Consider the following 12,903-nt stretch of genomic DNA (forward strand, 5'->3'; position numbering starts at 1 on the left):
TTTAACAACTTTGAAACGCAATAATGCGTGGTCAAACCAGACATTTACACCACAGTGTTAAGCCGATCACTTTCCCCCTGCTCCCGCTCAGTCGCTGGTCACATTTTTATCTTTTTCAGCCTGTGACGCCGTTACGAAATGATTTGCATCATTTTTTTTGCGCAAAACATCGCCAGAATGAGCCTGCGCACCCGCGCATTAACAAGGAAAAGGATATGAAAAGTTCAGAACCTCAGGAGTATAAGGTCGGGCCCGGCGCGTACTTTGCGCTGGCTTTTGCTGCCGTTTTCTTCTCCGGCCTGTTAGGCGGCAAAGAGTGGTACGGCGTGTTTGATTTCACCACCCTCAACGGCGCGTTCGGCAAGGTGGTCAGCAAGGCCAGCCTCGACGACGGCGCGTTAACCACCGCAACCAGCGCCTTTCGCGGCACGGGCGGCAGCGGCGCGATGGACGGATTTCTCTTCGCGCTCGGGCTGATCCCGGCGGTTATGTTTGCGCTCGGCATGATCAACGTGCTGGAGCACTACGGCGCGCTGCGTGCCGCCCGCAAGCTGTTAACTCCGCTGCTGCGCCCGCTGCTGGGCATTCCCGGCACCGCCGGTCTGGCGCTGATCGGCAGCCTGCAAAGCACCGACGTCGGCGCGTCGCTCACGCGCAACCTGTCCGATGAGGGGCAAATCAGCGAAACGGAAAAAGACGTCTTCGCCATGTTCCAGTTTTCCGCGGGTGCGATGATCACCAACTTCTTCTCCTCGGGGGCGATCCTCTTTACGCTGGTCGCCGCTGATGGCACCGCGGCGGTTCCCGCCTCGATAGGCGCCTGCGTCGCCGTGATGTTTATCATGAAAATAGTCGGCGCAAACCTGCTGCGCCTGATCCTGACGTTTACAGGAAAACCTGCCGCCGTGAAGCAAGGAGAAGCCGCATGAGTGCGCCACAGTCTAATCCGGTTATTACCGACGTCTTCGTCGAGGGCGCGCGCAAGGGCTGGGGCATCGCCACCAGCAGCACCCTGCCCAACGTGGTAATGGCGTTTATCATCATCAAGGCGCTGGAGATCACCGGCGCGCTGAAAGGGCTCGGCATGATCTTCGCGCCGCTGATGGGGCTGTTTGGCCTGCCGGGCGAAGCCGCCGCCGTGCTGATCGGCGGCTGGATGTCGATGGGCGGCGGCATCGGCGTCGCCATTGGCCTGTTTGATAAAGGCATTCTGACCGGGGAACACCTGGCCATTCTCGCCCCGGCTATCTACCTGATGGGCTCGCAGGTGCAGTACCTCGGCCGCATCCTCGGCGTGATCGGCACGCGCGCCAAACGCATTCCCCTGATGATCGCCATTTCGGTGGTCAACGCCTTCTTAGCCATGCTGCTGATGCGCATCATTCTCTGAACAGGACGTAATCATGAATCTTGACCACTATATTGAAGAGCTAAAAACCCTGGTGAACGTGGATTGCGGCACCCAGACCACCGACGGCGTCGCCACCGTGGCGGGCATTATCGAAGCGCTCTGGCAGCGCGAAGGCTGGCACGCCGAGCGGGTTGACCTGGGCGATAAGGTTGGCCCCGGCGTCTTCGTCAGCAACAAACCGCAGGCCGAGCAGTTCGACGTCCTGCTCGTTGGCCATCTTGATACCGTATTTGCCCCCGGCACCGTGGCCGAGCGTCCGATGAGCGAAGACGCAACCCGCCTGTACGGCCCGGGCGTGTCCGATATGAAAAGCGGGCTGCTGAACATCCTGTGGGCGATGCGCGAGCTGGACGCCGCCGATAAGGATCGTCTGGCGATCGCGGTGGCGATGAACCCCGACGAAGAGACCGGCTCGGTCTATTCCCACGCGTGGATCGGCGAGCTGGCTAAGCGCTCGCGCCGCGTGCTGGTGTGCGAAGCCGCGCGCGCCGACGGCTCGCTGGTGAAGGCGCGCAAAGGCATGGCGGGATACCACCTCACCTTCAGCGGCGTGGCGGCGCACGCGGGTAACGATCCGGAAAAAGGCCGCTCGGCGATTACCGCGCTGGCGCACGCCGTGGCCGCCATTAACGCGCTGACCGACTGGGATCGCGGCACCACGCTGAACGTCGGCGCGATCCGCGGCGGCAGCGCGGCCAACGTGGTGGCGGACAGCGCCTTTGCCGAACTCGACGTGCGCTTCTGGGAAAACGACGAGTACGATCGGGTGAATCAGGCGCTGGACGCGCTGTGCGAAAAAGGCTTTTTAGAGGGCGTGACCACCACATTAACCCGCGTGAACCACAAGCCGGCGATGGCGGCGAGTGACGCCACGCAGCAGCTGATGCAGCTGGTCGAGCGGGCGGGCAAAGAAGAGGGGATCGCCATCACCTGGCAGGCGGTCGGCGGCGGCAGCGACGCCAACCACACCGCCGCACTCGGCATTCCGACCCTCGACGGCCTGGGGCCGATTGGCGCGGGCTTCCACAGCCCGGCAGAGTGGCTGGATAAGGCGTCGATTGAACCGAGGATTCGGTTGTTGAAGCGGATTGTATCGATGCTGTAAATACCGCCCGGTGGCGCTTCGCTTACCGGGCCTACGCGTCGAATGTAGGCCGGGTAAGGCGAAGCCTCCACCCGGCAATTCTGCGCAATACTACCCCAGCACCATCGTACTCAACCGGCACGTACAGCACCGCCTTCCCTGCTCGTCAAACACCGTAATCTCCCAGCTCTGGCTGGTACGCCCCAGGTGCAGCGGCTGGCACACGCCGCGCACCTTGCCCTGCGACACCGCGCGGTGGTGCGTGGCGTTCAGCTCGGTGCCCACCACGTTCTGTCCGTCGCGGGTCATCAAAAACCCGGCCATTGAGCCGAGCGTTTCCGCCAGCGCCGCGGACGCCCCGCCGTGCAGCAGGCCAAACGGCTGATGGGTGCGCGCGTCCACCGGCATCTCCGCTTCCAGCGTCTCGTCGCCGAGGCGGGTATAAACGATGCCGAGATGCGCCACCATCGTGTTCATGCTGGTGGCGTTGAGCTCATCAAGGGATAAATGCCGTTTCCAGATCATCTTACGCCCCCAGCGTGGAGCCGCCGTCCACGACGATATCCTGCAGGGTGATATGGCTGGCCGCGTCGGACGCGAGGAACAGCACGGTACTGGCAATCTCCTGCGGACGGGCGATTTTGCCGAGCGGAATGCCGAGCTTGAACTGCTCGCCGAAGCCGCGAATGCGCTGCTGTTCCGCGTCGTCGCGGGTCCACAGGGTGCGCTGCATATCGGTGTCCGTTGAGCCTGGCGACACCAGGTTACAGCGCACGCCGCTGCCCGCCAGCTCCAGCCCGACGGTCAGCGCCAGGCTTTTGAGCGCCGCCTTCGACGCGCCGTAGGCGCTCATGCCGATGCGCGGCGTGTGCGCCGCGTCGGACGCCACGGTAACGATCGCCCCGCCCTGCTGGCGGCGGAACTGGCCCATCGTCTGCTGGAAGAGGTTAAACGCGCCGCCGACGTTGACCGCGAAGGTCTGCTGCCAGTCCTCCTGCGAGAGCTGCTCCGTCGCCCCCATGCGCAGAATGCCCGCCGCGTTGACCAGCACGTCCAGCCGCTCAACGCGACCAAGCAGTCGCCCGCAAACGTCACCCACCTGCGCGGCGTCCGCCACGTTCAGCGTTTCGGTTGCGAACGGGTAATCGTCCAGCGGGAAGGCCAGGTCGAACCCGGTCACCCGCGCGCCCGCCTCGCTAAACGCCCGCGCGGTCGCGTACCCGATGCCCTTTCCGGCCCCCGTGACCCACACGTTTTTGCCGGTAAAATCACACGCCATCACTTCACCTCGCGGGAGAGCAGCGCCCACCAGGCGTCGATCGTTGGATTTTTTGCCAGCATCACGAAATCGATATCGCCGTGCACTTTGCGCCAGCGCGCGGCCAGCGCCATCATGCGCACCGAGTCCAGCCCGTAGTCGATCAGGTTTTCGTCGTCCATCGGCTCGTCGGATTCGTCCAGCAGCGGCAGTACCACCTCGCGCAGCGCGGCTTTCGACGCCGGAACGGACGGCAGCAGCTCGTCGGTCATCACCACGCGCCCGGATCGTCCGGCCACGTAGTTGAGGGACATCAGGTGCTCGTCGCGGGTGAAATCCGCCAGCGCGTCGGCGATGAAGAACGGCTTGATGTCGCGCATAAACGCGTCTGTAGCGGTGGTCATGCAGCCGATGTGCGCATACACGCCGGTAATCAGCAGCTGGTTGCGCCCGGTCTCTTTCAGCATCAGCTCCAGCGGCGAGCGGTGGAACGCGCTGTAGCGCCACTTCACCAGCACGGTGTCCGCCTCGTCGGGCGCAAGCTCGGCAACGATGCGCTGCTGCTCCGGCGAGCGGGTCAGCCCCGGCCCCCACATGTCGTTCAGCAGCGCGCGGTCTTCATCGCTCTGCTCTTTAGGCTGGGCGGTGTAGTAGACCGGAATGTTGTGTTCTTTGCAGTACGCGCGAAGCTTCGCGATGTTCGCCACCACCTGCGCCATCATCGGGCTGTTTTCGCCCCAGAAGTTCAGGAAATACTCCTGCATGTCGTGGATCAGCAGCGCCGCGCGCTCGGGCTCAAACGCCCAGTTCACCTTGTTGGTCGGCAGCTCTGCCGCCGTTGGCAGCGCGTAGGCGGTTAATTTTGGGATAGCCATACTCTTTTTCCTCAGCCCTGTGCGCGTTCCGCGAGCCACAGGCGCAGCTGTTTCTTATCGACTTTGCCAACCGGCGTGAGCGGGAGCGCGTCGACGCTCTCCACGCGGTCCGGCAGCTTAAATTCGGCAACGCCCTGCTCGCGCAGGAAGCGGCGCACCTCGACCGCGCGCAGCGGCTGCTTGACCACCAGATACGCGCAGCTTTTCTCGCCCAGCAGGCTGTCCTCCATGCTCACCAGCGCGGCGTGGATCACCGCCTCGTGGCGCAGCAGCAGGTTCTCGATCTCCTCGGCGGCGATCTTCTCCCCGCCGCGGTTGATCTGATCTTTTTCGCGCCCCTGCACGGTGATGTAGCCCTGCTCGTCGATGGCAATCAGATCGCCCGAACAGTAAAAGCCGTCGGCGTCAAAGGCGCTGGCGTTGTGCTCCGGGCTGTTGAAATAGCCGCGGAAGGTGTACGGGCCGCGCGTCATTAAGCGCCCCACTTCCCCGCGCGGCAGCGGATTGCCGTTCTCGTCGGCGACCCACACCTCGTCGTCCGGGCACATCGGGCGGCCCTGGGTGTTGATAATCCGCTCCGGCGTGTCGTCGAGGGCGGTGTAGTTCACCAGCCCTTCCGCCATGCCGAACACCTGCTGAAGCTGGCAGCCGATCTCTGCCGGTATGCGCGCGGCGAGCGTGGCGGAGAGGCGCGCACCGCCGACCTGGAGCAGCGTCAGGGAGGCAAGCTGCGCGTTGCCCGCGCCGTCGGCGATCGCCTGCAGCCACAGGCTGACCGCAGGCGGCACCAGCGAGGTGACGGTAATCTGATGTTTTTCAATCAGCGGGAAGCAGAGCGTGGCGCTTGGATCGTTCGCCAGCACCACGCGGCCGCCCGCGGTGAAAATGCCCAGCGAGCCCGGCGAGCTCATGGCGTAGTTATGCGCCGCGGGCAGCGCGTTCAGGTAGCGGGTTTCGGCGGTGATGCCGCAAATTACGTTGCTGCGGCGGATGCTGTAGTCGTAGTCGTTGTGCGTGCGCGGGATCAGCTTCGGCGTGCCGGTGCTGCCGCCGGAGAGCTGGAAGAACGCAACCTCATCGGCGGGCGTCGGGGTCGGGATAAAGCCCTCCGCGCGGCGGGCAATCGCCGCTTCCAGCGCGCGTTCACCGCTATCCCCGCGCAGCAGCACCGCGCGCACCGAGCGGTGTTCGTCCACAAAGGCGTTGAGGAAGTCATCATTGGCGAACAGGGAGTGATCGCGATCGGCAATCAGCACTGCGGGCTTAATCTGCGCGGCGTAGGCGTTCAGCTCGCTGCGCTGATGGCTGAAGAGCGCGTTGACCGGCGCGACGCCGATTTGCAGCAGCGCAAAGAAGGTGATGTAAAACTCGGCCACGTTGCCCAACTGGACCAGCGCGGTCTCCCCGCGCTTGACGCCCTGCGCCTGCAGCGCGGCGGCAAGGTTGTTCGCCGCCTGATGAAACTCGCGGTAGGTCAGCAGGCGCTCGCCGTCGATGATGGCGACGGCATCGCTCTGCGCGCGGTCGGTCAGAATGTGGGTCAGCGGCAGATCCTGCCAGTAGCCTTTTTCACGGTAGCGGCGGGCAAAATCCTCGGGCCAGCGGGTAAAGGGAATAGTCATGGGGATTCCTCAGTGCAGGCCAAACACGTTCAGCATGGTGGAAAGCTTCACGCCGGTTTCACGCCACTCGCCGATCGGTGAGGAGGCAGGGACAATGCCCGCGCCGGCAAACAGGCGAACGCGGTTTTCGCGCAGGCGCGCGCAGCGGATAGTGACCACCCACTCGCCGTTGCCCTCGCTGTCGCACCAGCCGACGATGCCGCCGAACAGCTCGCGGTCGAACGGCTCCAGCTCGGCAATGAGCTCTTTTGCCGCCAGATGCGGGAAGCCGCTCAGCGCGGGCGTCGGGTGCAGCAGGCAGGCCAGCGTCAGCGCGTTTTCGCCGTCGCGCGCGTCGCCCTCCACCGGCGTGGCCAGGTGCCACAGCGTCGGCGTGGTGATTAGCTGCGGTGTCGCAGGCATGCTGAGGTGGTGGCTGCGCGGGGCAAGCACGGCCTTCATCGCCTGAGTCACCAGGTCGTGCTCGTGGCGATCTTTTTCCGACGCCAGCAGCCTGTGGCCCGCCTCGCGGTCGAGCACGTCGTCCGGCTGACGGCGCGCGGAGCCCGCCAGCGGCAGCGAGCTAAAATGCGTCCCCTCTTTGCGCAGCAGCAGCTCCGGGCTTGCGCCGAGCAGCGCGCCGCCGTCTTCCAGCGGCACGTGGAAGTTATAGCTCGCCGGGTTCTGGGCGATCAGGCGCTCCAGCAGGGCCCCGGCGTCAATGTTTGCGTCGGTAGCGATATCAATCAGGCGTGACAGCACCACCTTATTCACCTGCGGCGTGGCGGTCAGCGCCGCCGCGCGGGCCACCATCTCTTCAAATTCGGGCTGCGGCGGGATCTCGGTGCGCTGCGCGACCTTCAGCGCCTGGACGTCGGAAAAATAGCGCGCGGACTGCTGGCGCGCCGGGCGCGAGAAGGTTTGCCATTGTTTGGGAATAAACAGGGAAGACGGCTTGCGGGTATCGAACGGAATAGCGCCCACCATAATCGGGTGAGCAATGCCGCTGGCCTTCGCGGTCTGGAAAGCCTGCGCGAGCTTTTGCTGGAAGCGCCCGGCCGGATCGTCGCCGCCAGCGGCGGGTTCAGCAAAGCGGGCAAAGCAGCCTGACGTGGTAAAACTGCGGTAAGGCGACATAAAGAAAAAGCTGTCTGATTGCAGCGTGGTCGCGGTGTGCTGGATGTCCTCAGCCAATGACGTATCCATATCATCCTCCTTAAAATGATAAAAGTAGCAATAATGATTATCATTTATATTTTCGACCGCTAACCTAATCCCAGACCGCCTCACTGTCAACCGCAGAGCGCGCAACTTGTGCGACTATCGCTTGCATCGCGGCGGCGGAGTGATGAAAATGAGAAGCATTAACCTCAATAAAAACAGGATCACGTGCCGTGAAATTCTCCGCGCTTTGCCGAAACGCCCTCCTTTTAGCCGGGATTTGGGTTTTAGGACTTACCTCAGCCACCGCCGCCGACTGGCCGCGTCAGGTTACCGACGCCCGCGGCGTCCACACGCTTGAAAGCAAACCGACGCGCATCGTCTCCACCAGCGTGACGCTGACCGGCTCCCTGCTGGCCATTGACGCGCCGGTCGTTGCCAGCGGCGCCACTACGCCCAACAACCGCGTGGCGGATGCGCAGGGCTTCCTGCGCCAGTGGGGAGAGATTGCGAAGCAGCGTAACGTTGCGCGGCTGTACATCGGCGAGCCGAGCGCCGAAGCGGTGGCGGCCCAGATGCCGGACCTGATTTTGATCAGCGCCACCGGGGGCGATTCCGCGCTGGCGCTGTACGACCAGCTTTCCGCCATCGCCCCGACGCTGGTGATTAACTACGATGATAAAAGCTGGCAGGATCTGCTGACGCAGCTCGGCGCGATAACCGGGCAGGAGAAGCAGGCCAGCGCGCGCGTTGCCGAGTTTGATAAGCAGCTGGCGCAGGTGAAACAGCAGATGAAGATGCCGCCGCAGCCGGTGAACGCCATCGTCTACACCGCCGCCGCGCACAGCGCGAATCTGTGGACCGCCGAGTCCGCGCAGGGCCAGCTGCTGCACCAGCTCGGCTTCACGCTGGCGGAGCTGCCTGCCGGGCTGCAGACCTCGACAAGCCAGGGCAAACGCCACGACATCATTCAGCTGGGCGGGGAAAACCTGGCGGCGGGCCTGAACGGCGAAGGGCTGTTCCTGTTTGCCGGAGACGAGAAGGACGCAGAGGCGATTTACGCCAACCCGCTGCTGGCGCACCTGCCGTCCGTGCAGAACAAACGCGTCTGGGCATTAGGCACGGAGACGTTCCGCCTGGATTATTACAGCGCGATGCTGGTGCTGCAGCGTCTGGATTCGTTATTTAAATAAGCGCAGCGCCACCGGGACTTTTTGTCGGGTGGCGGCTACGCCTTACCCGACCTACAGGGTCGGCGGAGTGCAAAATGTTGGCCGGGTAAAGCGCAGCGCCACCCGGCAAATTCCACCACATTAAACCGGAGCAGGCTCCTGCCGGAACCGCCGCAATTCCGCCAACGTCACCAGTAAAATCACGCCAATAATCGCAAGGACGAACCCGCTGCTGCTCGCCGAGGCCACCGGCGTCATCACGGCACCCAGTCCGCCGAGGATCGCCGCGCCAATCGCATCGCCCGTCACGTTCTGCGCGGTCCACAGGCCGTTGATGCGCCCGAGCATGCCTTCCGGAGTCTGGGTCTGGATCAGGGTGTACTGCAGCAGCGAACTCACCGCGCTCAGCCAGCCGAAAATCACCAGGCACATCACGCCCAGCGCCCAGACGGGCATCAGGCTAAAGAAGCCGATGGCGATAAACGACGCCAGCGTCGACGCCAGCATAATCAGCCCCGGGCGCGCGCTCTGCGCCAGATTGCCGCTGGTCAGCGCGCCGAGCGCGGCCCCCAGCGGAATAGCCGCATACAGAATGCCGATCTCTGAGGCGCTCATCCGCCACTCGCCCGCCAGCGCCGGGTACAGCACGCGCACCGCGCTCGCCATCGTCAGCAGGCCGCCGATCAGCGCAATGCCGCCGATGAGCGGATTGCTGAAGAGAAAGCGGATCGCCGCCATCAGCGACTTCAATGGATGCTCGCGCGGCTGCGGCGGAGGCGGCAGCAGCGGCAGGCGCAGCAGCGTGAGCGTGGTGATAAACGTCCCCGCCGCCGCCAGCCCGTAGTTCCACGCCACGTTGCCGGTCGCCAGCAATAGCCCGCCCACCATCGGCGAAATCACCGAGCCGAGGCGCACGGTGAGCATCGTGATTGCCCCCGCCTGCATCAGGTTTTCGCGCCCCACCAGCGCGGGCGTCGCCGCCAGCAGAGCCGTGACGCCGAGCGAGGCAAAAAAGCCGTCCCACAGGCCGAGCGCATAAATCGCCATTAGCGACGGCTCTGGCAGCAGGGCGTTCAGGCACAGTCCGATAAAGCCCACGCCGCAGGTGCCGCGCGCCAGCAGGATCAGCTTTTTACGCTCGTAGCGGTCCGCCAGCACGCCGCCAACCATCAGGCCGATAAACATCGCCCCGCCGGTTAAGGTCACGGAAAGCCCCACCAGCCAGCTGGAGTGCGTCATCGCCTGGATCTGCACCGGCACGGCCACGCCGAGCAGGCCGAGGGACAAAATGGAGATAAAGCGGGCGATAAAAACGGCGCGATACGCCGGATGCGTTTTCAGCAGGCTGAGGTTGAGCAGCCAGGATTTTTGATTCATGACAAGGCCTTGTGCGTATTTCTATCCATTCCATGGGCGCACATGCTAACATAGCCAAATAAGATAGATAACGATAATCACTATCATTATCACATCATGGATGTTGCTATGTCGTTTTCCTCTTCCGCGGTGCGCGCCCTTGCCGTGCCCGCGTTATTGCTGCTGTTGATCCTTGCGGCTGCGCTCAGCCTGCTGGTCGGCGCGAAGCCGCTGCCTGCTTCCGTCATTATCGATGCGCTCTCGGGCACCTGCACGAGCGCCGACTGCACCATCGTGCTGGACGCGCGTCTTCCCCGCACCCTTGCCGGGCTGCTGGCCGGCGGCGCGCTCGGCCTTGCCGGTGCGCTGATGCAAACCCTGACCCGCAACCCGCTCGCCGACCCCGGCATTCTGGGCGTGAACTCCGGCGCCAGCTTTGCCATTGTCCTCGGCGCGGCGCTGTTTGGCTTTTCGTCGCCCACCGAACAGCTGGCGATGGCGTTCTGCGGCGCGCTGGCTGCCTCGCTGCTGGTAGCCTTTACCGGCAGCCAGGGCGGCGGGCAGCTTAGCCCGGTGCGCCTGACGCTGGCAGGCGTGGCGCTGGCCGCGGTGCTGGAAGGCATGACCAACGGCATCGCCCTGCTCAACCCGGACGTCTACGACCAGCTGCGCTTCTGGCAGGCGGGCTCGCTGGATATCCGCACCCTTGACACCCTCAAGGTCGTCGTCATCCCGGTGACAATTGCCGCCGCCGTCGCGCTGTTCTTAAGCCGGGCGCTCAACAGCCTGAGCCTGGGCAGCGACACCGCCACCGCGCTCGGCAACCGCGTGGCGCGCACGCAGCTTATTGGCCTGCTGGCGATTACCGTACTCTGCGGCAGCGCCACCGCGGTCGTCGGCCCGATTGCCTTTATCGGCCTGATGATGCCGCACATGGCGCGCTGGCTGGTGGGGGCCGATCACCGCTGGTCGCTGCCGGTGACGCTGCTCGCCACCCCTGCCCTGCTGCTGTTTGCCGACGTGCTGGGCCGCCTGCTGGTGCCGGGCGAGCTGCGCGTGTCGGTGGTGAGCGCCTTTATCGGCGCGCCGGTGCTGATTTTCCTTGTACGACGCAGGCGCGGAGGTGGCGCATGATGGCCCCGTCCCGTCGCTTAGTGACCAGCCTTTCCCTGCTGGCTCTCGCCATTGTGCTGCTGGCCGCCTGGAGCCTGCGCAGCGGCGCGGTAACGCTCGATTTTACGCAGGTCTTTAACGCCCTGCTCGGCAACGCGCCGCGCAACGTCACCCTCGTCGTAACCGAGTGGCGGCTGCCGCGCGTGGCGATGGCGATCCTCGTCGGCGCGGCGCTGGGCGTCAGCGGGGCGATCTTCCAGTCGCTGATGCGCAACCCCCTCGGCAGCCCGGACGTGATGGGCCTGAACACCGGGGCGTGGAGCGGCGTGCTGGTGGCGATGGTGCTGTTTGGTCAGCACCTGACGGCCATCACCGTGACGGCGATGGCGGGCGGGATTTTAACCTCGCTGGTCATCTGGGCGCTGGCCTGGCGCAACGGCATCGACACCTTCCGCCTGATCATTATCGGCATCGGGGTGCGCGCCATGCTGATGGCGTTCAACACCTGGCTTCTGCTGCAGGCCTCGCTGGAGACGGCGGTCTCGGCCGGGCTGTGGTACGCCGGATCGCTCAACGGGCTGACGTGGAGCAAGGTCTGGCCCGCCGCGCCGCTGATCGTGCTGATGTTTGTCGGCGCGCTGCTGCTGGTGCGCCGCATGCGCCTGCTGGAGATGGGCGACGACAGCGCCTGCGCCCTGGGCGTGAGCGTCGAGCGCTCGCGGCTGATGCTGATGCTGGTGGCCGTACTGCTGACCGCCGCCGCCACGGCGATCGCCGGGCCGATCTCGTTTATCGCGCTGGTGGCTCCGCACATCGCGCGGCGGGTCAGCGGCACCGCACGCTGGGGCTTAACCCAGGCGGCGCTGTGCGGTTCCCTGCTGCTGCTGGCCGCCGATCTCTGCGCCCAGCGTCTGTTTATGCCTTATCAACTTCCGGTGGGCGTGGTGACCGTCAGCCTCGGCGGGATTTACCTCATCGTCTTGCTCGTTCAGGAGTCACGCAGGAAATGACCGATTCAACAACCCGCTTGCGCGGCGAAAGCTTAACCCTCGGCTACGGCAAAAAAATCATTGCCCGCGACCTGAGCGTTTCCATTCCGGACGGCCACTTCACGGCGATAATCGGCCCGAACGGCTGCGGCAAATCGACCCTCTTGCGCACCCTGAGCCGCCTGATGACGCCGACCGAGGGCAGCGTGTTCCTCGACGGGGAGCAGATCCAGCGCTTTGCCAGCAAGGAGGTGGCGCGGCGCATCGGGCTGCTGGCGCAAAACGCCACCACGCCGGGGGATATCACGGTGCAGGAGCTGGTGTCGCGCGGGCGCTATCCGCACCAGCCGCTGTTCACCCGCTGGCGCAAAGAGGACGACGCGGCGGTGACGCGCGCGATGCGGGCGACGGGCATTACCGACCTTGCGTTGCAGAGCGTGGATACGCTTTCCGGCGGGCAGCGCCAGCGGGCGTGGATTGCGATGGTGCTGGCGCAGGAAACCTCGATCATGCTGCTGGACGAGCCGACGACCTGGCTGGACATCAGCCATCAGATCGATCTGCTTGAGCTGCTGAGCGAGCTGAACCGCACCCAGGGGTATACGCTGGCAGCGGTGCTGCACGATCTGAATCAGGCGTGCCGCTACGCCACGCATCTGATTGCGCTGCGCGACGGCGAGATCGTGGCGCAGGGCGCGCCGAAGGAAATTGTGACGCCGGATCTGATCGAGCGGATCTACGGCATGCGCTGCATGATTATTGACGATCCGGTGGCGGGCACGCCGCTGGTGGTGCCGCTTGGAAAACGTGCGGTTTGATGTCCCCTCACCCTGACCCTCTCCCCAAAGGGGAGAGGGGACGATTACACCCTCTCCCCTTTGGG

13 protein-coding genes are annotated in these 12,903 nt (G+C 64.5%); 7 read left to right on the forward strand and 6 right to left on the reverse strand.

Annotation, left to right across the window (positions count from 1 at the left end; translation table 11 throughout):
• Nucleotides 1-215 precede the first annotated feature (215 nt).
• The 3 genes from AB8804_RS11085 to AB8804_RS11095 are packed head-to-tail and all read left to right on the forward strand — an operon-like array spanning nucleotide 216 to nucleotide 2,516.
• Complete coding sequence (locus AB8804_RS11085) at nucleotides 216-929, forward strand: nucleoside recognition domain-containing protein (protein ID WP_371185960.1); 714 nt, start codon at nucleotides 216-218, stop codon at nucleotides 927-929.
• Nucleotides 926-1,390: a YjiG family protein gene (locus AB8804_RS11090; protein ID WP_371185962.1), complete on the forward strand. Its 465-nt coding sequence runs from the start codon at nucleotides 926-928 to the stop codon at nucleotides 1,388-1,390. The genes AB8804_RS11085 and AB8804_RS11090 overlap by 4 nt, the downstream gene beginning before the upstream one ends.
• 13 nt (nucleotides 1,391-1,403) lie before the next feature.
• On the forward strand, nucleotides 1,404-2,516 hold the full coding sequence (locus AB8804_RS11095) for a M20 family metallopeptidase (RefSeq protein WP_371185964.1): 1,113 nt from the start codon (nucleotides 1,404-1,406) through the stop codon (nucleotides 2,514-2,516).
• Nucleotides 2,517-2,606: 90 nt separating this feature from the next.
• Here the strand turns inward: AB8804_RS11095 and entH are convergent, their stop codons facing one another.
• The 5 genes from entH to entC are packed head-to-tail and all read right to left on the reverse strand — an operon-like array spanning nucleotide 2,607 to nucleotide 7,435.
• A complete protein-coding gene (gene entH / locus AB8804_RS11100) occupies nucleotides 2,607-3,020 on the reverse strand; it encodes a proofreading thioesterase EntH (RefSeq protein WP_371185966.1) in 414 nt (137 codons plus the stop codon).
• A gap of 1 nt (nucleotide 3,021) precedes the next feature.
• Nucleotides 3,022-3,774, reverse strand: coding sequence for a 2,3-dihydro-2,3-dihydroxybenzoate dehydrogenase EntA (entA, locus tag AB8804_RS11105; protein WP_371185968.1), 753 nt, complete (start codon nucleotides 3,772-3,774; stop codon nucleotides 3,022-3,024).
• On the reverse strand, nucleotides 3,774-4,628 hold the full coding sequence (locus AB8804_RS11110) for an isochorismatase family protein (RefSeq protein ID WP_371185971.1): 855 nt from the start codon (nucleotides 4,626-4,628) through the stop codon (nucleotides 3,774-3,776). Before AB8804_RS11110 ends, entA begins: the two co-directional genes overlap by 1 nt.
• Before the next feature lie 11 nt (nucleotides 4,629-4,639).
• Complete coding sequence (gene entE, locus AB8804_RS11115) at nucleotides 4,640-6,250, reverse strand: (2,3-dihydroxybenzoyl)adenylate synthase EntE (protein WP_371185973.1); 1,611 nt, start codon at nucleotides 6,248-6,250, stop codon at nucleotides 4,640-4,642.
• Between the two features lie 9 nt (nucleotides 6,251-6,259).
• Nucleotides 6,260-7,435 (reverse strand): isochorismate synthase EntC, encoded by a 1,176-nt coding sequence (entC, locus tag AB8804_RS11120; protein WP_371185976.1) that lies wholly within the window; start codon nucleotides 7,433-7,435, stop codon nucleotides 6,260-6,262.
• A gap of 188 nt (nucleotides 7,436-7,623) precedes the next feature.
• Between entC and fepB the strand changes: the two genes are divergently transcribed.
• Nucleotides 7,624-8,583: a Fe2+-enterobactin ABC transporter substrate-binding protein gene (gene fepB, locus AB8804_RS11125; protein ID WP_371185978.1), complete on the forward strand. Its 960-nt coding sequence runs from the start codon at nucleotides 7,624-7,626 to the stop codon at nucleotides 8,581-8,583.
• A gap of 120 nt (nucleotides 8,584-8,703) precedes the next feature.
• Here fepB and entS read toward each other — a convergent pair whose 3' ends face one another.
• Nucleotides 8,704-9,939, reverse strand: coding sequence for an enterobactin transporter EntS (gene entS / locus AB8804_RS11130; RefSeq protein WP_371185980.1), 1,236 nt, complete (start codon nucleotides 9,937-9,939; stop codon nucleotides 8,704-8,706).
• Between the two features lie 108 nt (nucleotides 9,940-10,047).
• Here entS and fepD point away from each other — a divergent pair, with 108 nt between their 5' ends.
• Genes fepD through fepC form a run of 3 tightly spaced genes read left to right on the forward strand, consistent with a single transcriptional unit; the run spans nucleotide 10,048 to nucleotide 12,838 of the window.
• Nucleotides 10,048-11,052, forward strand: coding sequence for a Fe(3+)-siderophore ABC transporter permease (fepD, locus tag AB8804_RS11135; protein ID WP_371185982.1), 1,005 nt, complete (start codon nucleotides 10,048-10,050; stop codon nucleotides 11,050-11,052).
• Nucleotides 11,052-12,041, forward strand: coding sequence for an iron-enterobactin ABC transporter permease (gene fepG / locus AB8804_RS11140; RefSeq protein WP_371186040.1), 990 nt, complete (start codon nucleotides 11,052-11,054; stop codon nucleotides 12,039-12,041). The genes fepD and fepG overlap by 1 nt, the downstream gene beginning before the upstream one ends.
• On the forward strand, nucleotides 12,038-12,838 hold the full coding sequence (gene fepC, locus AB8804_RS11145; protein WP_371185984.1) for an iron-enterobactin ABC transporter ATP-binding protein: 801 nt from the start codon (nucleotides 12,038-12,040) through the stop codon (nucleotides 12,836-12,838). The genes fepG and fepC overlap by 4 nt, the downstream gene beginning before the upstream one ends.
• Nucleotides 12,839-12,903: the final 65 nt, after the last annotated feature.

The organism is Enterobacter sp. KBR-315C3_2022, assembly GCF_041399425.1.
Taxonomy (GTDB): Bacteria; Pseudomonadota; Gammaproteobacteria; order Enterobacterales; family Enterobacteriaceae; genus Enterobacter.